The 26,083-nt window shown below is 44.1% G+C and carries 18 protein-coding genes; 15 read left to right on the forward strand and 3 right to left on the reverse strand.

Translation table 11 applies throughout. The features are described from left to right. The 8 genes from L4D09_RS13925 to wecA (L4D09_RS13960) form a co-directional block, all read left to right on the forward strand. On the forward strand, window positions 1–252 hold a 252-nt coding region (locus tag L4D09_RS13925), incomplete at its 5' end, for a hypothetical protein (RefSeq protein WP_428458118.1). A gap of 64 nt (window positions 253–316) precedes the next feature. Next, on the forward strand, window positions 317–1,066 hold the full coding sequence (locus L4D09_RS13930) for a glycosyltransferase family 2 protein (protein WP_428458119.1): 750 nt from the start codon (window positions 317–319) through the stop codon (window positions 1,064–1,066). Between the two features lie 1,200 nt (window positions 1,067–2,266). Further along, window positions 2,267–3,433: a nucleotide sugar dehydrogenase gene (locus L4D09_RS13935; protein ID WP_428458120.1), complete on the forward strand. Its 1,167-nt coding sequence runs from the start codon at window positions 2,267–2,269 to the stop codon at window positions 3,431–3,433. Window positions 3,434–3,646: 213 nt separating this feature from the next. Next, entirely contained in the window at window positions 3,647–4,567 is a 921-nt protein-coding gene (gene galU / locus L4D09_RS13940) for a UTP--glucose-1-phosphate uridylyltransferase GalU (RefSeq protein WP_428458121.1), read from the forward strand. Between the two features lie 89 nt (window positions 4,568–4,656). After that, the gene (gene wecA, locus L4D09_RS13945; protein ID WP_428458122.1) at window positions 4,657–5,769 is read left to right on the forward strand and encodes a UDP-N-acetylglucosamine--undecaprenyl-phosphate N-acetylglucosaminephosphotransferase; all 1,113 of its coding nucleotides are present in this window, start codon (window positions 4,657–4,659) and stop codon (window positions 5,767–5,769) included. Window positions 5,770–5,877: 108 nt separating this feature from the next. Further along, on the forward strand, window positions 5,878–7,239 hold the full coding sequence (glmU, locus tag L4D09_RS13950; RefSeq protein ID WP_428458123.1) for a bifunctional UDP-N-acetylglucosamine diphosphorylase/glucosamine-1-phosphate N-acetyltransferase GlmU: 1,362 nt from the start codon (window positions 5,878–5,880) through the stop codon (window positions 7,237–7,239). A gap of 43 nt (window positions 7,240–7,282) precedes the next feature. Continuing rightward, window positions 7,283–8,629 carry a phosphoglucosamine mutase gene (gene glmM / locus L4D09_RS13955; RefSeq protein WP_428458124.1) on the forward strand — a complete coding sequence of 449 codons (1,347 nt, stop codon included), beginning with the start codon at window positions 7,283–7,285 and terminating at the stop codon, window positions 8,627–8,629. Between the two features lie 222 nt (window positions 8,630–8,851). Next, complete coding sequence (gene wecA / locus L4D09_RS13960; RefSeq protein WP_428458125.1) at window positions 8,852–9,958, forward strand: UDP-N-acetylglucosamine--undecaprenyl-phosphate N-acetylglucosaminephosphotransferase; 1,107 nt, start codon at window positions 8,852–8,854, stop codon at window positions 9,956–9,958. A 13-nt stretch (window positions 9,959–9,971) separates the two neighbouring features. On the opposite strand, the gene L4D09_RS13965 is transcribed toward wecA (L4D09_RS13960), so the two are convergent. Next, complete coding sequence (locus tag L4D09_RS13965) at window positions 9,972–10,133, reverse strand: hypothetical protein (protein ID WP_428458126.1); 162 nt, start codon at window positions 10,131–10,133, stop codon at window positions 9,972–9,974. 269 nt (window positions 10,134–10,402) lie between these two features. Then, complete coding sequence (gene wecA / locus L4D09_RS13970) at window positions 10,403–11,503, reverse strand: UDP-N-acetylglucosamine--undecaprenyl-phosphate N-acetylglucosaminephosphotransferase (RefSeq protein ID WP_428458127.1); 1,101 nt, start codon at window positions 11,501–11,503, stop codon at window positions 10,403–10,405. A gap of 387 nt (window positions 11,504–11,890) precedes the next feature. On the opposite strand from wecA (L4D09_RS13970), the gene L4D09_RS13975 reads away from it, so the two are divergent. From L4D09_RS13975 to L4D09_RS13985, 3 genes are all read left to right on the forward strand, one after another. Then, window positions 11,891–13,303 carry an MBL fold metallo-hydrolase RNA specificity domain-containing protein gene (locus L4D09_RS13975; RefSeq protein WP_428458128.1) on the forward strand — a complete coding sequence of 471 codons (1,413 nt, stop codon included), beginning with the start codon at window positions 11,891–11,893 and terminating at the stop codon, window positions 13,301–13,303. A 226-nt stretch (window positions 13,304–13,529) separates the two neighbouring features. Further along, entirely contained in the window at window positions 13,530–14,696 is a 1,167-nt protein-coding gene (locus L4D09_RS13980; protein ID WP_428458129.1) for a nucleotide sugar dehydrogenase, read from the forward strand. A 282-nt stretch (window positions 14,697–14,978) separates the two neighbouring features. Continuing rightward, entirely contained in the window at window positions 14,979–15,305 is a 327-nt protein-coding gene (locus L4D09_RS13985; RefSeq protein ID WP_428458130.1) for a hypothetical protein, read from the forward strand. Between the two features lie 119 nt (window positions 15,306–15,424). Here the strand turns inward: L4D09_RS13985 and mnmC are convergent, their stop codons facing one another. Next, window positions 15,425–17,530: a bifunctional tRNA (5-methylaminomethyl-2-thiouridine)(34)-methyltransferase MnmC2/FAD-dependent 5-carboxymethylaminomethyl-2-thiouridine(34) oxidoreductase MnmC1 gene (gene mnmC / locus L4D09_RS13990; protein ID WP_428458131.1), complete on the reverse strand. Its 2,106-nt coding sequence runs from the start codon at window positions 17,528–17,530 to the stop codon at window positions 15,425–15,427. A gap of 192 nt (window positions 17,531–17,722) precedes the next feature. Between mnmC and fabB the strand changes: the two genes are divergently transcribed. From fabB to L4D09_RS14010, 4 genes are all read left to right on the forward strand, one after another. Continuing rightward, window positions 17,723–18,937: a beta-ketoacyl-ACP synthase I gene (gene fabB / locus L4D09_RS13995; RefSeq protein WP_428458132.1), complete on the forward strand. Its 1,215-nt coding sequence runs from the start codon at window positions 17,723–17,725 to the stop codon at window positions 18,935–18,937. A 431-nt stretch (window positions 18,938–19,368) separates the two neighbouring features. Next, complete coding sequence (locus tag L4D09_RS14000; protein WP_428458133.1) at window positions 19,369–20,541, forward strand: 4-phosphoerythronate dehydrogenase; 1,173 nt, start codon at window positions 19,369–19,371, stop codon at window positions 20,539–20,541. Then, a complete protein-coding gene (locus tag L4D09_RS14005) occupies window positions 20,538–21,551 on the forward strand; it encodes an aspartate-semialdehyde dehydrogenase (RefSeq protein ID WP_428458134.1) in 1,014 nt (337 codons plus the stop codon). Before L4D09_RS14000 ends, L4D09_RS14005 begins: the two co-directional genes overlap by 4 nt. 337 nt (window positions 21,552–21,888) lie before the next feature. Next, window positions 21,889–26,022, forward strand: a complete 4,134-nt coding sequence (locus L4D09_RS14010; RefSeq protein WP_428458135.1) for a FimV/HubP family polar landmark protein — start codon at window positions 21,889–21,891, stop codon at window positions 26,020–26,022. Window positions 26,023–26,083: the final 61 nt, after the last annotated feature.

Here is a 26,083-nt window from a genome sequence, read left to right on the forward strand (position 1 = left end):
AATCCACATAATTCATTTATATTAATGAATTTTAAATTTGGTTTTATGGCTTTGTTTTTTGTGTTATTATCTTGCTTTGCTATTTCTGTTTTTGCTTTTAAAGATCTTTATAGTTTGTTGGTTCTATTTATTTTAATTATTAGATTTCAGCTGGATACTGTTGCATTTTTTGGACATTATACAGATGTTCTTTTTTTCGTTATAATATACCATGCCTTTGTTTTAATGAAAAAAAAATCAGTTTTTAAATGAATTTTCAGCATAGCATTTAATTATTTCAGTGCTAATTTATTACTGTCGTTCTAAGGTAAACCTTATGAAAGTATCGATTATTACACCTAGTTTTAATTGTGAAAAATGGATAGAGAAAACCTACAGAACAATACGCGATCAGTCCCATTCAAATTTTGAATGGATAGTTACCGATGATTGTTCGACCGATGAATCTTATGGTATTTTGAAAAGATTAGCTGAATCAGATGAAAGAATAATTCTTAAGCGAAATACTGTTAATTCTGGTGCTGCTGTTACCAGAAATAACTCTATTTCATATGCTTCAGGAGAGTTTATAGCATTTATCGATAGTGATGATCTTTGGCTACCTAATAAGCTTGCTAAACAGGTGTCTTTCATGACTAACAATTCGATTGACTTTTCTTTTACTTCATATGAACTAATTGATGAGACTGGAGTACGTATTGGAGCAAGTGTTGATACTCATTTGACTGAGCCTGTTTCTTACAAAGATATGCTTCGAAAAAAAGCGACGCTCGGGTGTTCTACAGTAATGTTAAGACGAAGTAAGTTCGATGATTTATCTATGCCTCTAATTAGAACTGGGCAAGATTATGCTCTTTGGTTAAAACTACTAAAGACTGGTACGAGAGCACATGCTTATAGTGACGTATTGACCCAATATAGGATTGTTCCTAATTCAATATCTAGGAATAAATTTAAAAAAGCAAAAAGACAGTGGGAAATATATAGAAAGATTGAAAGGTTATCTTTATTAGAGTCTGTTGAGTGTTTTGTTTTTTACGCATATAGAGCTGTATTTCGAAAATAAATTTATTTAGTGATATTTTGAGGTAGTCAACTACGAAAAATACAGGACATCTTAAGTTTTTCATATCCCCCCAATTCGCAAACTAGACTTACTTTATTTATCTAGTCTGTGTTCATTATTGGTTAGAGTGATTTAAGCACGTTTTTCTCAAAGCTCTCCATTATACGTGTATTATCAAAGAGCATGCACTGTGTTTGGCTTGTAAATGTAATGGATTGCTTAACCAAGTGTTTGCCACCGATGTATCTGCGTATGCCATTATTCGAGACACTGTCACTTGGTATTTTAAGTGGATACGGTTCTGAAAGGGGGGGGTAAAATACTCGATCTCGCTTCGGATCTGAGTAAGCATTTAACGATATTTCTGGTTTGTGCATACCCTCAACTAAGGCATTACACTTGAGGCATAAAAAGGAAACAAAGAGGACGCTTCAGGGAAGGAAGCCCAAACTATTAAAAGGTCCTGCTAAGTTGTATGAGGTATGTTGATCTTAATCTTGTACGTGCGGTTATTGCGTATTCACTCTTACACTTGTTGGCACTATACTCAAAATGGTAGTTCGATACCTTACTCTTATTAACTTTGTTAGGTTTTTGTGCCATAGCAAGGCACTTCACTTAGCTCTGAGATAGAATATTATTACTGGATTATTGGCAGTTAGTGTAGATGTTAAGGCAATAAGTGCAGTCAGATAAATGCGGTTATATCAGATTATGCAAAACACGATTCTTGAAAAGTTGGAGGTGAGTACGGTGAATGGCTCAAACTATCCGAGAGTTTTGTGCTAAGTTCCGTTGTGCAGTAGGAATGCTGACAGGGAAATTGCATGAAAGTTGATGATATATAACGGCTGAGCGAAGATTACTAATTAACTGATTAGGTAATAACACTTCCAGTAGTTTAATGTAGCCTGATGAAATCAAATAACGCTTTGTAGAGCATTGTAATTATTTTAAATTACTCCGATATCACTTCGGAGACTAAAGGTGAGCGAACTAAAGAACCTATCTAAGCTATCAAAGACCTTAGATAAGAAAGCAAAGTAAACATAAATTCTTAGACATTATTTTACTTTCGATGTCTGGTGTTTTGTCGGGTTATGATAGCTGGAATGGCATTTAAGACTTTGGTAATGCACGCTTAAATTTTTTGAAATGTTTGTAGGATTTTTTTGTTGAAATTTATTTGGACTACTTAATATGAAAATTGCCATTGCAGGTACGGGCTATGTTGGCCTGTCAAATGCGATGCTGCTAGCACAGCATCATGAAGTTATTGCTGTCGATATTATTGAAGAAAAAGTTAAGCTATTAAACGATAAGTTATCGCCAATTGTTGATACAGAAATTGAAGATTTTCTGGCGAATAAGCCGTTAAACTTCATTGCCACACTGGATAAAGAGTTAGCGTATAAAAATGCTGACTATGTAGTAATCGCAACGCCGACAGATTACGACGTTGAGAATAACTTCTTTAATACCTCTTCTGTTGAAGCGGTAATTAAAGATGTCATGGCTATTAACCCCAGTGCGGTCATGGTGATCAAATCAACCGTTCCTGTGGGTTATACCGCGCGTCTTAAACAAGAGTTTGGTTGCGAGAACTTATTATTCTCGCCTGAGTTTTTGCGTGAGGGTCGTGCACTGTACGATAATCTTCACCCATCTCGTATTATTGTTGGTGAGCGTAGTGAACGAGCACAAGTTTTTGCCAACTTGTTGATTGAAGGTGCAATTAAAGAAGACATCGAAGTGCTTTTTACCGACTCGACAGAAGCGGAAGCGGTGAAGCTTTTCTCTAATACCTATCTTGCGATGCGTGTAGCCTATTTTAACGAGTTAGATTCGTATGCTGAATCACATGGCTTAGATTCACGTCAAATCATTGAAGGTGTGGGTTTAGACCCACGTATTGGTAGCCATTACAATAATCCATCATTTGGTTACGGTGGTTATTGTTTACCGAAAGATACCAAACAACTTCGTGCTAACTATGCCGATGTACCGAACAGCATTATTGGTGCAATCGTAGAAGCGAATACAACACGTAAAGATTTCGTTGCCGACTCTATTCTGAAGCGTAATCCTAAACGTGTGGGCATTTACCGCTTAATCATGAAGTCGGGCTCAGATAATTTCCGCGCATCCAGCATTCAGGGTATCATGAAGCGCTTGAAAGCCAAAGGCATTGAAGTGGTGGTATACGAACCCGTACTGGAAGAAAAAGAATTCTTCCACTCAGCGGTTATCGAAGACTTTGCCGAGTTCAAAGCCATGTCAGATGTCATTGTGTCTAACCGTATGGCGGTTGAACTTGAAGATGTCGCCGATAAAGTTTATACCCGCGATTTGTTCGGCAGTGACTAATCATTGCAATCTTATTGAGTATTTAGCGGTTTACCCTCTAAGCCTTAAATTTAATTGATGATTAAGGGACATACATTTGTCTCTTCATTGCCATTATGCCTTTATCATTTGTTGGTAGTATCCAGTTTTGAATTTGTTGATTACTTATCAATATACGTAAGACGTTACTTTAATATAGAACGACAGGTACGTTGGCTCTATTAAGGACATTTAATGAATAAAATAACAAAAGCTGTCATTCCAGTGGCAGGGCTAGGCACGCGTATGCTTCCAGCAACTAAAGCCATTCCAAAAGAAATGCTACCCATTGTTGATAAACCGCTGATTCAATATATCGTGAATGAGTGTGTGGCTGCTGGCATTAAAGAAATTGTGCTGGTAACACATTCTTCAAAGAATGCGATTGAAAATCACTTTGACACCTCTTATGAGCTTGAAGCGACGCTCGAAAAGCGTGTTAAGCGCCAATTGCTTGATGAAGTACAATCTATCTGCCCACCTGATGTGACGATTATGCATGTGCGCCAAGGTCATGCAAAAGGCTTAGGCCATGCAGTATTGTGTGCCAAACCACTAGTGGGTGATGCACCATTTACGGTGGTACTGCCCGATGTGATTTTAGATGAATTCACGGCTGACCAAACCAGTGAAAACTTGGCGGCGATGGTGGCACGTTTCGAGGCAACACAGGCAAGTCAAATCATGGTCGAGCCTGTACCTATGCAAGATGTCTCTAAATACGGCGTGGTTGACTGCGGTGGTGCTGAGCTCTCGGGTGGTCAATCACATTCAATGACGGCCATGGTTGAAAAGCCAGCGGTTGAAGAGGCACCATCAAACCTCGCCGTTGTTGGCCGTTATGTATTGTCATCAAAGATTTGGGACAAGCTGGCGATCACACCGCCTGGTGCCGGTGATGAAATTCAACTGACCGATGCCATTGATATGCTAATGGCAGAGGAAACAGTGGAAGCCTTCCACATGACAGGTAAGTCTCACGACTGTGGTGACAAGTTAGGCTACCTTAAAGCGTTCGTTGAATATGGCATGCGTCACGATGCCCTTGGTGATGACTTTACCGCTTATCTTCAGTCTTTAGTTCAAACTAATAGCACGTTGAAGTTGGTTGGTTAAAATTACTATTGTCGGTAATCGGTAATCAGTAATCCTGACGATAAAATACGGTGGCGATCATCGCCACTTTTATATAAAAGAATAATGTTATGACATTTACCGCATTTGTTTTTGTTTTTGTTGTGTCGTTTTGCAGCTTGTTTATTTTCCGTAAGGTTGCTAAACGCATTGGTTTAGTGGATAAGCCTAACGCGAGAAAATTCCATCAGGGCGTCGTGCCTTTAGTGGGTGGGATTTCAATTTTGACAACTATCTTTATTAGTTTCTTATTATTTTTACCCCTTTCTAATAATCTAATCCTGTTCTTAAGCTGTGCCGTGGTCTTAGTGGTGCTAGGTGCGTTAGATGATTTCTATGATCTCAGTTTTAAAATTCGCTTGGTGGTTCAAGCGGCTATCTCGCTAGCTATGATCCATATCGGCGGCCATAGTTTACATAACCTGGGTTACTTAATGGGTAGTGAAACGCTGATGTTTTCGCCGTTATTCAGTGGCATTGTCACGGTGTTTGGTGTAATTGGTGCAATTAATGCGTTTAATATGGTCGATGGTATTGATGGCCTACTGGGTGGTTTGGCATCTGTGACGTTTGGCGCGTTAGGTTGGGTGTTCTATATCTCTGGTAATGAGTACTTAGCCACTGTTTGCTTGTTGATTGTGACCGCTATGATCCCTTATATCATGTTGAACCTTGGTATTCCGTTAGGGCGTCGTTTCAAGGTATTCATGGGTGATGCAGGCAGTATGTTCATTGGTTTCGCAGCGGTGTGGATGTTGATCCGCGGCTCTCAAGAACCAGAAGCCTACGCGTTTCAGCCTGTGACAGCATTATGGTTGATTGCTATCCCACTCATGGACATGGTTACTATCATGATCCGCCGTATTCGTAAGGGCCATTCGCCATTTAAGCCTGATCGTGAACACCTTCATCATATTTGTCAGCGAATTGGATTATCGTCAGGCATGTCATTAGTGTTGATTTGTTCCATGGCAACCATCATGGCCGCAATTGGCATTTGGGCGGATATGAATGATGTCCGTGAGTCGCTGATGTTCTTCAGTTTCCTTGCGGTGTTTGCTGTTTACTTTTTCGTGATTAGTCATATTTGGCGCATTATCACGTTTATTCACAAACTATTTGGCACCAATAAGCCGATTGATTTCAATATGGAAGCGACATCAACCAATGTCGATAATAAATAGAAAGTAATAAAAGAAAGAAAAACTAACATCTTTGCGGTAGTTTTAATTTTTGAATGCTGCACCTATTTAATAGGCGCAGCATTTTTTTATGTTTTTTTGGAGTTTGAAATGAATTTCAGTGCAGTTATTTTAGCCGCGGGAAAAGGTACGCGGATGTATTCCAACCTACCTAAGGTTTTACATACGCTTGCAGGCAAACCCATGGTTACCCATGTGATGGATGCTTGTCATGCGCTTAATGTGAACCAGATACACTTAGTGTATGGTCACGGTGGCGACATGATGCAGACCGTGTTGGCAGAACAGAAGGTTAATTGGGTGCTGCAAGCCGAGCAGCTTGGTACAGGGCATGCGGTTGATCAGGCTTCTTCAGAATTCTCTGACGATGAAAAGGTGTTGGTTTTATATGGTGATGTACCACTGATTAGCCCACAAACATTGCACAACTTGCTTGAGGCCCAGCCTATAGGTGGGATTGCATTGCTGACTGTGGTACTTGATAACCCAATGGGGTATGGGCGTATCATTCGTCGTAATGGCCCTGTGGTTGCTATTGTTGAGCAAAAAGATGCGTCTGAAGAGCAAAAGCTCATTAATGAAGTGAATACCGGTGTGTTAGTTGCAACAGGTAAAGACTTGAAACGTTGGCTCTCACTGCTCAGCAATGACAATGCACAAGGCGAGTATTACTTAACCGACATTATTGGCCTTGCCCATGATGAAGGGCGCGCCATCGAGGCGGTTCATCCGCTTGATGCCATTGAAGTTGAAGGTGTTAATAACCGTATTCAACTTGCAAGGCTAGAGCGTGCTTATCAAGCGAAAGAAGCGGAAAAGCTGCTGGAACAAGGCGTGATGCTTAAAGATCCCAGCCGTTTTGATTTACGTGGTCAGCTGCAGTGCGGTACGGATGTCGATATAGATATCAATGTTATTATTGAAGGCAAGGTAATACTGGGTAATAACGTGATTGTTGGGGCGGGCTCTGTACTCAAAAACTGTACGATTGCTGATGATACGCTGATCCGCCCTTATAGTGTGATTGAAGATACGATTATTGGTGAAGCCTGTACCGTTGGCCCATTCAGCCGATTACGTCCGGGTACTGAGCTTAAAAATGACGCACATGTTGGTAACTTTGTTGAGACCAAGAAAGTCACGTTAGGGCAAGGTTCAAAAGCCAATCACCTGACCTATTTAGGTGATGCAGAGATTGGCGAGCGCGTGAATATCGGTGCCGGAACAATTACTTGTAATTATGATGGTGCAAATAAGTTTAAAACCACCATTGGTGATGATGTGTTTGTTGGCTCTGACAGTCAATTAATCGCCCCTGTTGATATTGCCAATGGTGCGACCATTGGAGCAGGATCGACGATTAATAAAAATGTTGGTGAAAATGAATTGGTGATCACCCGCGTCTCACCAAAAGTGAAGCGTGATTGGCAGCGTCCAGTAAAAATCAAATAATACAAAAACGAATTATTAGAAAACTCTTAAATAGATAAAAATTATGACTAGAAAATATTTTGGCACCGATGGCGTACGCGGCAAGGTGGGTGAATACCCTATTACCCCTGATTTTGCACTTAAGCTAGGTTGGGCGGCTGGGCGCGTTTTATCACGTCTTGGCACCAAGAAAGTGATCATCGGTAAAGATACCCGTATTTCAGGTTATATGCTGGAATCAGCTTTAGAGGCTGGCCTGTCTGCTGCCGGCATTAATGCCATTTTAACCGGTCCTATTCCGACACCAGCAGTGGCTTATTTAACCAAAACATTCCGCGCTGAAGCGGGCATTGTGATTAGTGCGTCACATAACCCGTATTACGATAACGGCATTAAGTTCTTTTCTGCATCGGGTGAGAAATTACCTGATGAGGTCGAGCTGGCGATTGAAGCCGAATTAGATAAAGACATTGAATGTGTCAGCTCTGATTTACTGGGTAAAGCAAAGCGCATGGACGATGCGGCAGGCCGCTACATTGAGTTTTGTAAAGGCACATTCCCATCAGTGCTATCGCTGGCTGGTATAAAGTTAGTTGTTGATAGTGCCAATGGCGCGGCTTACCACATTGCACCGTCGGTGTTTCGTGAGCTAGGGGCTGAGGTCATCTCAATAGGTGACAAGCCCAATGGCCTGAATATTAATGATAACTGCGGTGCAACGTCGATGGCGTTGGTGCAAAAGACCGTTGTCGAGTCACAGGCCGACTTAGGTATTGCCCTTGATGGCGACAGCGACCGTATCATGATGGTCGACAGCCAAGGTAATGTCGCCGATGGTGACCAACTGCTGTATGTATTGGCAAAGCAAGCATTGCTTGATGGTGAGCTAAAAGGGGGCGTCATCGGCACCTTGATGTCGAACATGGGCTTAGAAGTTGCGCTAGGTAAGCTAGGTATTCCGTTTGTTCGCGCCAATGTGGGCGACCGATATGTGATGGAGCAATTGTTAGCACGTAACTGGTGGCTAGGCGGTGAAAACTCTGGCCATGTCATTTGCCGTAACTTGGTGACCACGGGTGATGCGATTGTTGCTGCTCTGCAGGTGCTAGCGGTTGTTAAACGTAGCGGTCAAACACTCGATACCTTGTTGGCTGATATGCCAATGATGCCACAAATATTGGTGAATGTTCGCTTTAGTGGCGAGACTCAGCCTTTAGAGTCTGACTTGGTCAAAGCGGCACTGGTCGAGGCTGAAAAAGCATTAGAAGTGGGCACTGAAACACCTAAAGGTCGGATTTTGTTGCGTAAATCGGGCACGGAGCCACTCATTCGCGTCATGGTTGAGGCCGAATCGGAAGCACTTGCTGTGCAATGGGCTAACCACATAGCAGAAGCGGTCAAACAGGCTTAATTAACCAAGACCTAGCAGCTAAATTAAAGCGGCGTATTCGCGAGAATACGCCGCTTTTTTGTTTTAGCTTACTTCTCATTTTGGTCAGTTTAGATAGCAATTTTAATCAGCTTGGTTAGAATAGCAGCGTCAAAAAATCGACGTAATTTTGTATCATGGCGCGTTTTAGTTAATAGGCACGTCGAGCACTTGTTAATATAAACGTATAAGAATTAATTCCACATGACAGCCACCGCTTTAATTTTTGTTTTCCTGCTATCGTTTTGTAGCTTGTTCACCTTTCGTAAGTTGGCCAAACGCATTGGCTTGGTTGATAAGCCCAATGCCCGTAAGCACCACCAAGGGGTGATCCCATTGGTGGGAGGCGTCTCAATTTTTTCCACTACTGCGATGACTTTTCTGTTGTTCTCAGACCTATCACCAAACAGTGTTCTCTTTTTGGTATGCGCGACCATTCTTGTGATCACCGGTGTGATTGATGACCGTTATGATATCAGCTTCAAAATACGCCTTGTTATACAAGCGGGTGTCTCTTTGGTGATGATGGTCATTGGGGATATGAGCTTGCATAATTTAGGTTATCTAATGGGGAGTGAAGCCATACAGCTGTCTATCGGGATGAGTTATGTCATTACGGTGTTGGGGGTGATTGGTGCAATTAATGCGTTTAATATGGTCGATGGCATCGATGGTTTATTAGGGGGCTTGGCCTCTGTTACCTTCGCTGCGTTGGGCTTTATGTTCTTGATGGACGGGAACAGTGCACTGGCGATGGTGTGTGCTTTGATTGTGGTCGCAATGCTGCCGTATATCATGCTAAATCTCGGGATCCCATTTGGGCGTCGATTTAAAGTCTTTATGGGGGATGCCGGTAGCATTTTTATTGGCTTCACTGTGATTTGGTTGCTCATTGAAGCAACACAAACAACGGGAACAACCTCTATCCGTCCAGTTACGGCGCTATGGCTAATTGCTGTTCCACTCATGGATATGGCGACCATCATGGTGCGTCGTATCCGTAAGGGCCAGTCGCCATTCAAACCGGATCGCGAGCATCTACATCATATCTGTCAGCGCATTGGTTTGTCATCCGGCATGTCTTTAGTGGTGATTTGTTTGATGGCGACCTTGCTGGCGGCAATCGGTATCTGGTCTGATATGAATGAAGTGCGAGAAGCGGTGATGTTTGTGAGCTTCTTAGTGGTGTTTGCGGCGTATTTTTTCGTGATCAGCCATATCTGGCGGATCACTACCTTCATCCATAAGTTGTTTGGTACCAACAAACCGATTGATCTACATATGGACGTACCCAATCGCAACGAGAAATAAAGCGGGGGAGGGGTTACTGCTGTCTATCTTCCCTTCTGAGAGCTTTGGCCTTTTTATCGTATTTTTCAAGTTCATCAAGATAGAGCGAAACTTTTAGCAGGCCAATAAATACTATGTCTATCGCGAAGCCTGGTGTTAAGAGTGGCTGTTTATTGAGTTGTTGATTAAAAATCATCATGTCCTCCTAAGCCGCGATATTGCCCTTAACTTGAGTATATTCTGTAATTGCTTTTTGTATAGTTATCTCCTCTCGAACATGACAAAAATGTGCTCTTTTCTTAATTTTATAACAAGCAATTGCGATAGGCTTGAGGTGCTAAATGGTATTGATATACAGAATGTGGTGTTTGATTGGGCGGTCGATTGAAAACAACCCAATGGGATGCAAAGGAAGCTAACGCACAGTTTGTACTTTTTGTTGGCTTCCTTCGGGGAAAGGCTTATTTACACTTCAGTATTGTTGTTCTTACTCTGGTGGGGGATGGACGATATAGATCGCAGCCATACTTTACGTATGAATGTTGTGATCCGCCAAATATGGCAAATTGTGGTGTAGTAAATGACAAATACCATCATAAACGAGAAGAACATCGTTGTTTCTTCAACCTGGTATTGCTCACCGATGATCCCGATGTAGGCAAGTGTGCTAGCGAAAGTGCATATACTGAGCAGTGTCATTCTTGATGACAAGCCGATACGCTGGCAGATGTGGTGCAAGTGTTCACGGTCGGGCTTGAACGGTGATTGGCCTTTACGGATACGTCGGATCATAATGGTTGCCATGTCCATTAAAGGCAAGGCGATTAACCATAACGCCGTAACGGGTCGAAATGAGGGACTATCAGATTGGGTCCCGCTAATTAAAAGCCAGACGACGGTAAAACCAATGAAGACACTGCCCGCATCGCCCATGAACACTTTATATCGTTGACCTAATGGGAAACCGAGGTTGAGCATGATGTAAGGAACCGCCGCAACAACAATGACTAAGCAAAAGTGATAGATACCTAACTGATCGTTAGTCAAAAATAAAAGACCAAGTGAGGTAAAGGTGACGACAGCCAAGCCACCTAATAAGCCATCTATACCATCCACCATGTTAAAGGCGTTAATGGCACCAATAATAGCGAGTGTTGTTATGGCATAGCTTGCCGTTGTACCCAATGAAATATTACCTAGGCCAACAAGATCACCGAGCTGACTCAGTGACATTGAGCCCGCGACAATCATGCTTAATGAGATAATGGCCTGGATGAGTAATCTGGCTTTTACGCTGATATCATATTTGTCATCCATTATGCCTGTTGCGACTAAGGTCAGTGCACACAATAAATATAATGTGTCGTGAGGAAGCATTACTGGGGAGGTGGCAATGGCTAAACAGACGGAGAGGAAGATAGCGGCGCCACCAATTAATGGAATGCTGCCTTGATGTTGCTTTCTGCCTGTAGGGATATCGACAAGATCTATTTTCTTAGCCAGTTTCCTTAATGTGACTAAGCTAAAAAACGAAAAAAAGAAAATAATGATGAGTCGACTGTCCATGCTGTTTTCCTATGAGGAATATAAAACCTCGAAATATTACACCTGAGGCATATGACAAGAAAGTGACTTTTGTTGTTGCTTTTCTTTTGTTGGTCAAAAAGTGACCTGCGTTACATTTTGTATTAATGCTTAATTGTTTATGATTGTCATTATAGTCAAATTATTGACAATCTGCATAATAGTAAGGTGGGGTTTCTTCGCCTTATTCATTTTTTAATATGCTTGTTCAGTGATTGAATTTTAGTTACGGCTCGGTGTTCTTTTTCTGTTTGAAAGCGTTAGTTCTTGCGCTTTTTTTCGTGATATCCCTCGTGCATTGCTTTTGTACTGCTGCTTCCCCGGTTTGCTTTTGTCATTATCCCTTGATTAACTTTTGAGGGTAACGTCGTGCAGATCATTCATCATGGTGCGAGTTCTGGTGTAACAGGTTCATGTCATGAGCTTCGGTTGGGTCAGTATGGGGTGCTAATTGACTGCGGTCTGTTTCAAGGTGATGAATCTCATCATTCTTTGAACATTGAATTCCCCGTAGATCACATTCAAGCCTTGTTAATCACGCATTGTCATATTGATCATATTGGTCGAATACCTTGGCTATTGGCCGCAGGCTTTCGAGGCCCGATTTACGCGACGGAAGCGACGGCGGCCTTGTTGCCGCTGATGCTTGACGATGGTTTGAAGATTCAGCTTAACCTCAATAGTCAGCAGCGTTCGAGCTTCATCGATTTGGTCAACAGCCTGCTTCGTCCAGTGCCTTATAACGGGCTTGCACCGATCACATTGCCGAATGGAGAGCGGATCATTGCGTGTTTTAAACCTGCGGGTCATATCTTAGGGTCGGCGTATATCGAGCTAGAGTTACCTAATAACGAAACAGTAGTCTTCTCCGGTGATTTAGGGCCTTGTAATACGCCTTTACTGGTTGATCCTATCTCGCCAGAACACGCTGATACTTTAGTGATTGAAAGTACCTATGGTCAAAAACACCACGAGAGTATTTGTGAACGAAGTCATCGTTTAGAGTTGTTGATCAAGCGCTCATTACAAGATGGTGGCGTGATCCTCATTCCCGCATTCAGTGTCGGGAGAACACAAGAGCTCTTATTTGACCTTGAGAATATCATCGCTCAGTTTCCAACTTGTACAAAACCGCTCAATGCACCGTCTGATCCTCTCCTTTCTTCGCTTAACTGGAAGCGTCTTCCTATTATTCTTGATTCCCCATTAGCCGCAGACATTACCGAGCAGTATGAACTGTTTCAGCGCTTATGGACCAAAGAAGCCAAACAACGCGTTCTTAGCGGTCGTCATCCTCTGTCTTTTTCTCAGTGCATTACGGTTAACAGTCATCAAGAACACATGGCGTTAGTGAATCGGCTAAAAGTGTCAGGTGAACCCGCTATTGTGGTTGCAGCCAGTGGGATGTGTACCGGTGGGCGAATAATGAATTATCTTGAAGCATTGTTGCCTGATGAACGTACTGATGTGTTGATGGTGGGTTACCAAGCTCGGGGAACATTGGGTGCGCAATTAGTTCGGGGTAAAGAGCGTGTGAACATTAATAATTACTCCGTTAAGGTTAATGCTAAAATTCACAGTATTTCTGGATACTCTGCCCATGCAGATCAGGCAGATCTAATAAAGTTTGTAGACAATATTGAGCGGGGGCCTTCTCGGATCCATATTGTACATGGTGACTATCAATCTCAAAAGGCACTCGCTAAAGCGTTGAAAAAAATAAAACCTCACTGTGATATTGTACTTGCTGCAGAACAACCATCGTTTACAAAGGCTGTTTAGTTCCATATAGGATTTTAATTTTCACTAATACTATTTCGCAAATACTCATTAAGGTATTATTTTATCCTTATGGTATCGAATTATATTAAATCAAGTTCTTGAGAACTTTCTTGAAGTAAGTGGTATGGATTTTGCTTTGAAATTAAGACAGCATTGATATAAGACTAGCTTGATAGTTCGACTGACTTGTTTCAAGTTAGACTCCTAACAGTTTTGAGGTTGAGTAATGAAAATTACCGTTGCGGGTACAGGGTATGTAGGGCTTTCTAATGCAGTATTGCTCGCACAGCATAATGACGTGATTGCACTAGACATCGTGCCTGAAAAAGTTGAACAGATTAATCAGCGCCTTTCTCCAATTGAAGATAAAGAAATCTCTCAGTATTTGTCTGAAATGCCATTAAATCTTGTTGCAACTACGGATAAGCAAATTGCTTACCAAAACGCAGAATTCGTGATTATTGCAACACCAACCGACTACGATCCGATACATAACTACTTTAATACATCGTCAGTTGAGGCGGTGATTAAAGATGTGATGGCAATAAACCCATCGGCAGTTATGGTGATCAAGTCGACGGTACCAGTCGGCTACACCGAGCGCGTAAAACAAGAACTTGGTTGTGAAAATATTATTTTCTCGCCAGAATTTTTACGTGAAGGCCGAGCATTGTACGATAATCTTCATCCTTCTCGTATTATCGTGGGTGAGAAGTCTGAACGTGCTGAAGTGTTTGCTAATCTGCTTGCCCAAGGTGCAATCAAAGAAGATATTGACGTTTTATATACCGACTCAACTGAAGCGGAAGCCGTTAAGCTGTTCTCTAATACCTATCTAGCCATGCGTGTAGCTTATTTCAATGAATTAGATTCGTATGCTGAAGCACATGGTTTAGATAGTCGTCAGATCATTGAAGGTGTCGGTTTAGATCCGCGAATTGGTAACCACTATAACAACCCGTCGTTTGGTTATGGTGGCTACTGTTTACCGAAAGATACCAAACAGTTACTAGCAAATTACAATAAAGTACCAAACAATATTATTGGTGCGATTGTTGATGCCAACCGTACACGTAAAGATTTTATTGCTGATTCTATTATCGCGAGAAAACCTAAGGTGGTCGGTGTATACCGTCTGATCATGAAAGCGGGTTCCGATAATTTCCGTGCATCGTCAATTCAAGGCATCATGAAGCGGATTAAAGCGAAAGGCATTAAAGTGGTGGTGTTTGAACCAGTACTCAAAGAGTCTGAATTCTTCCAGTCGAAAGTGATAGCTAATATCGAAGAGTTTAAGCAGATGTCGGATGTCATTGTCTCAAATCGTATGGTCGAAGAGCTCGAAGATGTCGCTGACAAAGTGTATACCCGTGATTTATTCGGTGCTGACTAAGACTAAGACTAAGACTAAGACTAAGCTGGTTAAAGTTAGCTCTAATCTACGTTAACTTAGCCTATGATTCTCAAAAAAGCGCAAGGTATATACCTTGCGCTTTTCTTTTTAGCTCAATAGCTTATTAATAAATGCCTGATGATAGGTAGGATAGCGAGCAGTTAGTAGCATTTTTCTGTCATACGATTTAGTCAATCCCAACTATAATTACAAACATATCAATAAGAGAGTGTTGCTCGCGTAGCTAGGTGTAGTTAGGTGAGTGAATAGTGGGGATGCTTTATGAGAACAACAGTGATTGCGCTGGCTGCACTGGGAATGTTGAGCTTGTCGGCCCATGCGGCCGATACGCCGGCAACGACTTCCTCTCCTTCGACAGCTACGCCTCCTACGACAACGGTGACTTCATCAACGGCTTCTAAGGCGACGGCTGACGCGGGTGCGAAAGGCACGGCGGCAGGCGTAGACACCGCATTTGCGGCTTCGGCTGGTGGATTAACCGCAACGGTACTGGCTGTGGGGGTGGCTGCGATTGTGATTGGGGTTGCTGTGTCTGACAGTGGCGGTGGCGATGATCCTGCGCCACCAGTAACAGCGGCTGTTGAGTAATTTCTAGTGCTTTAAGAAAACGAGAGGCTTATGCCTCTCGTTTTAGTTTCGCTTGATAGTAAACGGTCTTCGCTACAGTGTGTTTAAAAGATATGCTGCGTTTAAGAGGTATGCTCTGCTTAAGATAGCTGCTTTCCTCTTACCAAACGTCTTACCCACATGCGCCCTGGGTGTAATGCGTCTAATACGTCATTAGGCAGAGGCAGTGGATCACCACAGAGCTGCGATGCAAGAAGCTCACCCAATAATGGGGCTGAACTTAAACCGCGTGAGCCTAACCCCACCATGGCGTACAAATTAGGGTAAACCGGAACAGGCTGAGCAGAGTCTTGGTTGTCTCTCAAATCAGCATATTGCGCAATGAGATTATCGTATTGGCATACGTCCCCAACAAAAGGCAGGTGATCACGGCTTGCACAACGCACACCAGCTCGAGCTTGGTTCTCTGACATATCAATCTCAGTTGGCCAACTCACGCTCGGCAGGCAGTTTACCAAGCGCTGTTTATTGTCGTTATGCTCATCATCATTGAAGGTTAAATCAGTGCTGCTACGGCGGTAGCTTGCACCAATGCAATGCGTGCCACTAAAGCCACTCTCATTGGTATTGACAGGGGTAAGATAGCCGTCATAACACAGCACTGTTTTTAATTGGGATAATGCGTCATTAGTCGGGACATGGCTGACTTGCCCACGTACTGAGTAAGCAGGGATCGTTTCAGTTTGTTCAAATTCAGCAAAACGGTGGCCGTTGGCCACAATCACACACTGGTGTTGATATTGTTGCTGCTGAGTATCGGTCAGGAGCCAGCTTTGGCTTCCTTCATCAGTATCTTCACTAGCGCCTTCATTCCCTTTGTTTTCACTGGATTCGAGTTTGCAAATGTCTATCTGAGTTTTCAGTGTTAAGTGGCCAGTTTCAATCGCAAGCTCAAGCAAAGCGCGAGTAAGTGCTTGCGGGCATAACCAACCACCAAGCGGATAATTAACGCTGCTATGGCCAGTTTCAACGCCTGTTATAGTTTGGGTCTGCTCAGTATCCAGCTGACGGATAAGTGCTTCAGGGAAGCCGCCTGACAGCATTTTATCAAGCTTATTGGAGGCTGTATCACTCCAAGCCAGCTGAATTACGCCACACCAGCTATGTGCAAATGTTTTCTTGAGTGCTGCTTGCTCGACAAATTGACGGGCATACAAAAACGCGGGGGCAAAAAAACGCGACAGGGCATCGTTAGACCCATTAAGTAATGGGTATACCGCGCCTTGGCGGTTGCCCGATGCACCTTCTGCTGGTAACTCATCGGAACAATATATCGTCACATTTACCCCTCGGCGGGCGAGTGATAGTGCCGTTGTGGCAGAGGCAATACCACCACCGATGATCGCAATATCATCATGACTACTTTGTATTGACGCCGGTTGTCTGGCATACCAAGGTTTGGTATTCGCACCATGTTTTCTTTCTACGATACTCCCTGCCAGCATGTCGCGCTTGGTACCAAAGCCTTTGACTTTGCTCATCTCAAAGCCCGCCTCAATCAGCCCTCGGCGTACAAAGCCTGCAGCGGTGAAGGTCGCTGTGGTACAGCCGACTCGAGCCAGTTTCGCCATGCCATTGAATAGGTCTTGATTCCACATTTCTGGATTTTTGCTTGGTGCAAAACCATCAAGGAACCACGTATCAACAATACCTTGCTCGTTGGTCCATACTTGAGGCATACAGTCTTTGATATCGCCAAACCATAAGTCGAGGGTGATCATGCCATCTTCAAGCACAATACGCTGACAGTCTGCGACGGCAGGCGGGTAGTGGGAATGCAGCTGTTCAGCGAATTCAGCAAGTTCTGGCCACGATTCGTGGGCTTTTATCAAATCCGCTTTAGTGACCGGGAATTTTTCAAAGCTGATAAAGTGCAGCTCTTTGGTCGCAGCTTCAGGGTTTGCCTGGCGAAAAGCCTTAAACCATTGCCAGACGGCAAGAAAGTTCAACCCGGTGCCAAAACCAGTTTCAGCGACAACAAAGCGGCGACGGTCGAAGTCATGCCATCGCTCAGGTAAGCCGTTTTGTTTTAAGAAAACATAGCGGGTTTCTTCCAGCCCATTGGCATTGGAAAAATAAACATCATCAAAGTCATTAGAAACAGGGGTACCTGAATCATTCCAGTCGAGGACGGCATTGGCAATACGGGCTTTTGACGTATCAGGCCGTTTCGGAGTCGTAGACAAGAGAGAAACCTCATAGTTGGTATAACAGTGACATTGCAACAACTTAGGGGCTTTTGAAACCGGGAACGAGCAGTTGAATGCCATATTTAAACGAAATTACGGGCAATTGTACCTGATCAAAAGGAAAGCTGACCACTTTTGCACAATAAACCCGTTATTATCAATCGCGTTAAATGACAGTAGGAATTCATCATGAAACGAGCCGTAATTACAGGCATGGGTATTGTATCCAGCATTGGCAACAACGTAAAAGAAGTGCTGGAGTCTTTGAAAACGGGCAAATCCGGTATTACCTTCTCTGAACAGTTCGCAGAAAATAAACTGCGAAGCAATGTTTGGGGCGATTTAAAAATGACCCCGTCAGAGCATATCGATCGTAAAAAAATGCGTTTCATGGGCGATGCAGCCGCATTTGCGTATTTGTCGATGGAGCAGGCAATTGAAGATTCTGGTTTAACAGAAGATCAAGTTTCAAATGACCGAACTGGCCTTGTGGCGGGTTCAGGTGGCGCATCATCATACAACCAAGTTGCAGCGGTTGATATTTTGCGTGAGAAAGGCGTAAAACGTGTTGGCCCTTACATGGTGCCACGTACAATGGCTTCAACGGTATCTGCTTGTTTGGCAACACCGTTTAAAATTCGCGGTGTGAACTACACCATGAGTTCTGCGTGTGCAACATCGGCACACTGTATTGGCCATGCACTAGAGCTTATTCAGCTTGGAAAGCAAGACGTTGTTTTTGCGGGTGGCGGTGAAGAGCTTGATTGGTCGCTTACCATGATGTTTGATGCCATGGGTGCGTTATCAACCAAATATAACGACGATCCGACTAAAGCGTCACGTACTTATGATGCAGACCGTGATGGTTTTGTTATCTCTGGCGGTGGCGGTATGTTGGTTGTTGAAGAGCTAGAGCATGCATTGGCTCGTGGCGCAAAAATTTACGGTGAAATCGTAGGTTATGGTGCAACGTCAGATGGCTACGACATGGTTGCGCCATCAGGTGAAGGTGCCGTGCGTTGTATGAAGATGGCGATGCAAAATCTTGAACAGCCGATTGATTACATCAATACACACGGTACATCGACACCTGTGGGTGATGTGAAAGAGCTAGGTGCGATTCAAGAGCTGTTTGGTGATAATAGCCCAGCAATTTCTGCGACCAAGGCGATGACTGGCCATGCATTAGGTGCGGCTGGTGTGCACGAAGCAATTTATTCAACCTTGATGCTAGAAAATGGCTTTGTTGCGCCAAGCATTAATGTTGAAACCCTAGACCCAGCTGCTGAAGGTTTAGATATTGTGACTGAAGCACGAGAGCAAGCATTAACGACTGTTATGTCGAACAGCTTTGGCTTCGGTGGTACGAATGCAACGCTCGTGATCAAAAAGTACGAAGCGTAAGAAATAAAGTTGCAAGTACTCGCGAAATGCCAGTACTTGCTGCTGAATATTGCGATTGTAAAAGACTTTTGTCATTTTCCAGGAGGCGCAGGCGTTTGTTTTACCTAAAAGGACTTTTAGCGGAGACTCTTGAAGGTTGAACATAATAGCCATTGCCAATGAAACAGACGCGACATCAGCTGCGTAAATAGTATTTTCTTTTGCGGGATCTGTCTATGATCGCAGTCGGTGTTTTTATTGCCTGGATGTAGCCCGACAGCATTTGTCGGGTTTTTTTATTTTTTCTCGTACCTTTTTACACGTTTCCCTCTAGGCTTGACACGGCCGCTATGTTTATTAATCCTACTCTCATGATTCTTTCCTGTTTCTGATACAGATCCACATTGATTTTATATTCAGGTAACAAGGCTTTACTTTTTTAGGAATACGCCATGAAAATTCTCATTGATGAGAACATGCCTTATGCCGCTGATTTATTTGGTCAGCTAGGCGAAGTAATCAGCAAGTCGGGCCGTAGCTTAACCGCTGATGATTTAGTGGATATTGATGCACTGATGATCCGCTCTGTAACGAAGGTCAATGCGGCATTATTAGCCAAGGCTAACAAGCTGAAATTTGTCGGAACGGCAACGGCAGGGCAAGATCATGTCGATGATAAGCTATTGGCCGAAAAAGGTATCACATTCACGGCTGCACCTGGCTGTAACAAAGTTGGTGTTGCTGAATATGTGCTCAGCAGCCTGATGGTACTAGGCCAGCAGCAAGGCTTTTCCATTTTCGATAAAACCATTGGTATTATTGGGGCTGGCAATGTCGGTAGCTATTTAGCCAAATGCCTTGATGCGCTGGGTATCCGTTATTTGCTCAATGACCCGATAAAGCAAGCTGAAGGCGACACCCGAGAATTTGAGTCTGTTGAATCGATTTTACAACAGTGCGATGTGATCACCTTACATACACCAATTAGCCGTACTGGTGAATATCCCACTCACCATCTTGTGGATGAAGGTTTTCTCTCTGCGATGCTGCCAAACAGTATCTTGATCAATGCTGCTCGTGGGCCGATTGTTGATAACCAAGCATTAAAGCGGACGCTTCAACAAAGCCAACAAGGCGCAGGCAAGTTATTGACAGCGGTACTGGATGTGTTTGAGCAAGAGCCGCTGGTTGATCTCGAACTATTATCTTTGCTCGCTTTTGCCACCCCGCATGTCGCAGGTTATGGCCTTGAAGGTAAAGCGCGGGGCACAACGATGGTATATAACCGCTATTGTGAGTTTTTAGGGTTGGAAAAACAGGTGTCGGCAGCCAGTCTACTACCTATAGCCCCAGTTCCCTATGTCGTTTTGAGCAAACAATGGGATGAGGCTGACCTATTTGGTTTGATTCAGCTAATCTATGATGTACGCCGAGATGATGCCCTATTTCGACGTGAAATAGGGCAAACAGCAGATGCCAGCGAGCAAATGGCCTCGGCATTTGACCAGATGCGAAAAAATTACTGGGATCGACGCGAATATAGTGCGATTACGGTAGCGGGCGAGGCCCATTTTGGGGTAGAGTCGCTGGCTAAATTAGGTTTTACAGTAGAGGAAAGGCCATGAGCCAGGAATTTGATATTGCAGTACTCGGTGCAACCGGCGCTGTTGGCGAAGCCATTGTTGAAGTACTAGAAGCGCGCAATTTTCCTGTTCGTAATCTTTATTTACTTGCTTCAGAGCGCAGTGTAGGTAAAACCGTGCTCTATAAAGGCAAGAATGTACGTGTTACCAACGTAGAAGAGTTTGACTGGGGACAGGTACAGCTTGCTATTTTCTCTGCTGGTGCACAAGCGTCAGATCGCTGGGCGCCTATTGCTGCCGATCAGGGCGTGATCGTCATTGATAACACGTCACGCTTCCGCTATGAATACGATGTGCCGTTGGTTGTGCCAGAAGTGAACCCACACGCATTGGCGGATTATCGTAACCGTAACATCATTGCCAATCCAAATTGTTCAACAATCCAAATGCTGGTGGCTTTGAAGCCTATTCATGAAGCATACGGTATTGAGCGTATTAATGTGGCGACCTACCAGTCTGTATCAGGCTCTGGTAAAAAAGGTGTTGATGAACTAGCCGGCCAAACTGCGAAGTTGTTAAATGGCCTACCAGCGGAAAATAAAGCTTACGATAAGCAAATTGCATTCAACTGTTTGCCACATATCGATGAGTTTATGGATAACGGCTACACCAAAGAAGAAATGAAAATGGTGTGGGAAACCCAGAAAATTTTGGGTGATGAGAATATCCGAGTTAACCCAACTTGTGTGCGCGTACCGGTATTCTATGGCCATGCTGAAGCGGTACACGTTGAAACGTGCCAGCCTGTGCATGTGGAAGAAGCGATCAGCTTGTTAGAAAGTGCTGAAGGCATTGAAGTCTTCCATGGTAATGACTACCCAACTCAAGTGAGTGATGCTACAGGTAAAGACCATGTTATGGTTGCCCGTATTCGTGAAGATATCAGCCACCCATGTGGTTTGAACATGTGGGTTGTTGCAGACAACGTACGTAAAGGCGCTGCAACCAACAGCGTTCAAATTGCAGAGAAGTTAATCGCAGAATATCTATAAGCGATTTCCTTGAAGCAAATTGAAAAATAAACGAGAACCTTTTGGTTCTCGTTTTTGTATCAGTATTGAAATTTATCGTCTAGTTCAATCGCTTATTGAGAGAGGCATTTATAACCACGATTTCTGAACACCCCTCACAAACTCACTCTTAAGTTTATTGCTGATAGGCCGATAACCATTATTCTTGTATCATGCGTATTCAGGGCTCATTCCCCTTAAATCAAACGAGATCAGCACAAATGCAGGTGATTAACCCGCAGGAGCACGCAAAAGCTTATGTCGATTGATATTATTATGAATGATTATTATTTTATCCTGCCAAAGAGGACAACGGGCAGTGTCTGACTTATCGACAATGATTAAACGCCTTATTTTACCGGTATTTCTCACCACCGCTATTCAATTACCGGTACAGGCGAATACGATTCGTATTCTTGGCCCATCCCCTGAACAGCAAACCAATGCTGCTTCTGTGCCTCTATCAAATGATGCAGGGCAAACGACGGCCATCCGCCGCTATGGGCCAACCACCAATAACGAAACATTATGGTCAATCGCGTCACGTAACCGTCCGACAACTCAAGTCTCGGTCTATCAGGTGATTGGGGCGATTTACCGGGCAAACCCGCAGGCATTTGAAAATAATAACATCCATGGTTTAACACCGGGCAGTGTTTTGAACATGCCGTCATTAAGCCAGATCCGTCGCGAAAATACCGATGCCGTCAAGCTGCAACTTGAAGTGGACCAAGGCCGCTCTGTTGTACGTCGAACCTCTTCAAGCCCTGCGCCTAAAGCGGCACCCCAAGCAACTCCGAGGGTTGAACGTGCTGCCGTGGCTCCCGAGCCAACGGTGGTTGCTGAACCGGTGCCTCAGCTAGAAAAAGCGAAAGTAGTGGCAATCAATGAACCAAAGGCTGCCAATGAAGAAGTCAGCCCAGCGAAGCCTGCATTGATCCCAGCTAAACCGACAGCGCTACAAAATCAGCTTGATGCCTCAGATGAACAAATGACAAAGCTGTTAGAAAGTAATCATTTGTTGCGAGTGCGTTTAGCTGAAATGCAGCACGAAATGGCGGCATTAAAAGATCAAATTAGTGACGATGAAGTCTTACGAGAGCAAATTAAAGACTTCATTGTACAGCAGCAAGCCCAAACGCAATCAACTGCTGTGCCACAGCCATCGCTGTTTGATCGAATGATTGATAACCCATGGCTTCTGGCGGCAATGGCACTGATCCCAGGTGCGCTGATTGCGGGTTTACTAGCCTACTTCTTATTCGGTCGCCGAAAAGAAGAAAGTGATGATGTGAAATCATTGGACGCGCCAGAGCCAGTTGTGGACGCTGCCATGGTTGCGCCACCTGCTGCCGCAGCGGATGAGACTATGCCTGATCTGGCACTTAGCGATGATGATGACTTTGGCGATTTGTTTTCGTCTGACAATGATTCACTGTTTGATGATCCTGAATCGAGCTTGTTTTCAAATGATGAAAATGCAGCGTCGAGTGGTGATGAGTTTGAAATCGACAGCGGACTTGGCCCAAGCAGTATATCTGTAAAAGGTGATGATCAAGCGATAGGGCTTCAGGATATGGAGCGCGCGCTGGACGAAATTGAACAGAAATCAGAGCCAAGTTCTGATGAAATGTTGGCGGCGATGTGGGAACAATCGTTGCAAACTGACGATGATGAAGACAGTTTCGACCTGTCTGATGGCAGCGATGATTTTGCCCTTGAGAATGAACTCGATGATCAGGGTATCGAAGATGGATTGCTTGATCAGTCTTTGCTGGATGATTTGCTCTCAGAAGTTGAGCAGGAAGATAAACGTAATGACAACAGCGCGGAACCCGAGGTTAGCCAAGAGGTTGACCCCGAACAGCTGGTTGGTCAATCTGAGTTAGATTCATTGTTTGATAGCGTTAGCTCAGAGACATTGGCACAAGACTCTGCGGTTGATCAAGCTCTGGCAGATGCCGAGATGTTGACGGCTTCAGGTACAGATCTTGATAGCGCTGCAGATTTTGACAATGTTGATTTACAAGATATTGATGAACTTTTAGCGAGCGAAGCTCAGCAGTCCGCTGAAACACCGGCATCTCAAGTTATGTCTCAAGATGATATTGAGTCTATTTTTGATGAAAATAGCACTTCTTTACTCGATGAGATGCTTGAGGATGACGGTGATGACTTAACCGCAGAGATTGAGCTTGAGGAAGACAGCACGGCTTTATTAGATGAGCTGTTAGCTGGTGATGAAGATGAAGGGGATGCGCTTGATACCGATCTTGTCATCGATGAAAACAGCATTGCATTACTTGACGAGCTGGTGGCTGACTTAGATGAACCTTCAACGCCGTCGGTTGAGGAGGCGCAGCCATTAAGTTTCGAGGATGATGAGTTAGAGCCAGTTCTCGATCTCAATGATATTGAAGTGGAGCCGAGCAGTACGGAATTACTGGATGATATCTTAGCTCAACACAGTGGTGAATCGACTCCTATTGAGGCTAGCCTGCCAGAGCCAGAGCCAGAGCCAGAGCCAGAGCCAGAGCCAGAGCCAGAGCCAGAGCCAGAGCCAGAGCTTGAGCTTGAGCAACAAACGGATGCTGATTTCCCACCGAGTGCAGCTTTTGAGGATATTTTTCAAGAGGCGTTAGCGGAAACACCGCCAACGGAAGCCCCTGCGTTAAATGAACAACAAGAGACCGCGGCTAGTGCTGAAACAGATGTCGATGCTGACCTAGATTTTGATGAGCTAATCGCCGATGTTGAAGGCATTTTGTCATCAGACTCTGTAGAGGATGCAGATGAAATTGAGACAATTGGCAAGACAGTCGATGAGTTGCTCGAATCCATTGAGAATACCAGTGCTATCGATGACACAGCTGCAGAGCCTATTGATGAATTAGACACCATGCTTGCCGCTGACGATGTAGCTGAAATGGCCATCTCAGAAGCTCCGCTATCTGAAGTCGCAACAGCAGAAGCGGCAATATCTGAAACTCCAATATCAGAAACAGCTATGCCTGAACCGTCAGTTTCGGAGGCACTAGTATCAGAAGCTGCAACGCCAGTGGTTGATACTACTGAGTCAGGGCAAGTTGATGAGCAGGCGGATATTAACGCGATTTTATCGGGTGACGGTTATCAAGATTTTCCAATATTTGATGAAGAAACAGCGTTAGCAGAAGCTGACATGTTGGAAAATTTATTCCAAGAAGATGCAGAACGTCAAAATCGCTCAGATTTAAAGCCTGACACGCAAAGTGCTACAGAGGATGAGCAACCGTTAACATTGGATGATTTACCTGAATTTGATGAAGACGCGGCATTGCTCGACCCAGAAGCGGATGTGGCAACAGAGGAAGGTCCCGGCCCAGACCTTAGTGAAGATGAAGAGCAAGTTGTACTTGATAACATTGTTAAGCATCTACAGTTAGCAGCAGAAGCTGCGGAAAGCCCTCAGCAGGAACTACAGGACGTTCAGGGCACATCAGCAGTGCCTGAGCAGCCGCAGCAACCAGAACATCATGAAGAAGTGGCTAGCCACTCAATGCACGGTGAACCTGATATTGCGTTTGAGCCGTTAGACCCGTCAATGCTGCCTGAATTCGGTGAAGATGATGCATTGCAAGCATCATTTGATGAACAGCACGAACTGGAGCAATATGAAGTTGAGCAAGGGTTAAAGCCTCAAGCGACAGAAAGGCCTGTGTTTGATGATCAACCGTTACCGATGGAAACGCCTGAACAGACGTTGGTGGACTCGGCTGGTTTGGATATGGATGCGCTGCTTTTTGATCCTCAAGACACGCTAACCAGCGAGGATGAGCGTGAACAGCTGCTAGCAATGCCAGAAACGAATGCGGCTGCGTCATTGGATGTTAGCGATGACATGACAGCTGAAGATTCTGAGATTTGGGCAGCAAGTAATCCTGAACCTGAATTAGCGGTTGAAGATTGGGCGGATCAACCGCAAGTGCAAGATGATGAAATCGATGCGCTTGATACGGATTTACTGCTTAAAGAAACGGCTGATTCGGAGGTGGCAAGCTTTGAAGAAGAGTTTGATGAGGCGGGTAGTGAGCTGATTGCCGAAGAAACTCTTCCGGAAAATGAGCCTCTAGGTGAACAGCAAAACCATTCTTCAATATCGTCTGAATCTTACATCAGTATTGATGAGCTCATGAAAGATTTAGACGCACAAGAGCCGAGTGAAGAGATTGATGAAACCCCGCTGAACTTAGAGGTTGGTTTGGATGAGTTCCCAGATGTTTTATCTGACATTGATCGTTATGATGTTGATAGTCATGGTGAATACGCGAGCAAACTTGATCTAGCTAAAGCGTACCTAGAAATGAATGATCAGGAAGGCGCCATGGGTTTGTTAGAAGAGGTTGCTGCTCGTGGAGATACAAACAGCCAGCATGAAGCGCACGCATTACTCACGAAGCTACAGGGCAAATAGAGCGGTATTTACTGCGTATATTCTCTTGAGCTTTCAGTACTGACGAACGAAAGGCACCTTC

The organism is Photobacterium makurazakiensis (genome assembly GCF_050336715.1).
Lineage (GTDB): Bacteria > Pseudomonadota > Gammaproteobacteria > Enterobacterales > Vibrionaceae > Photobacterium > Photobacterium makurazakiensis.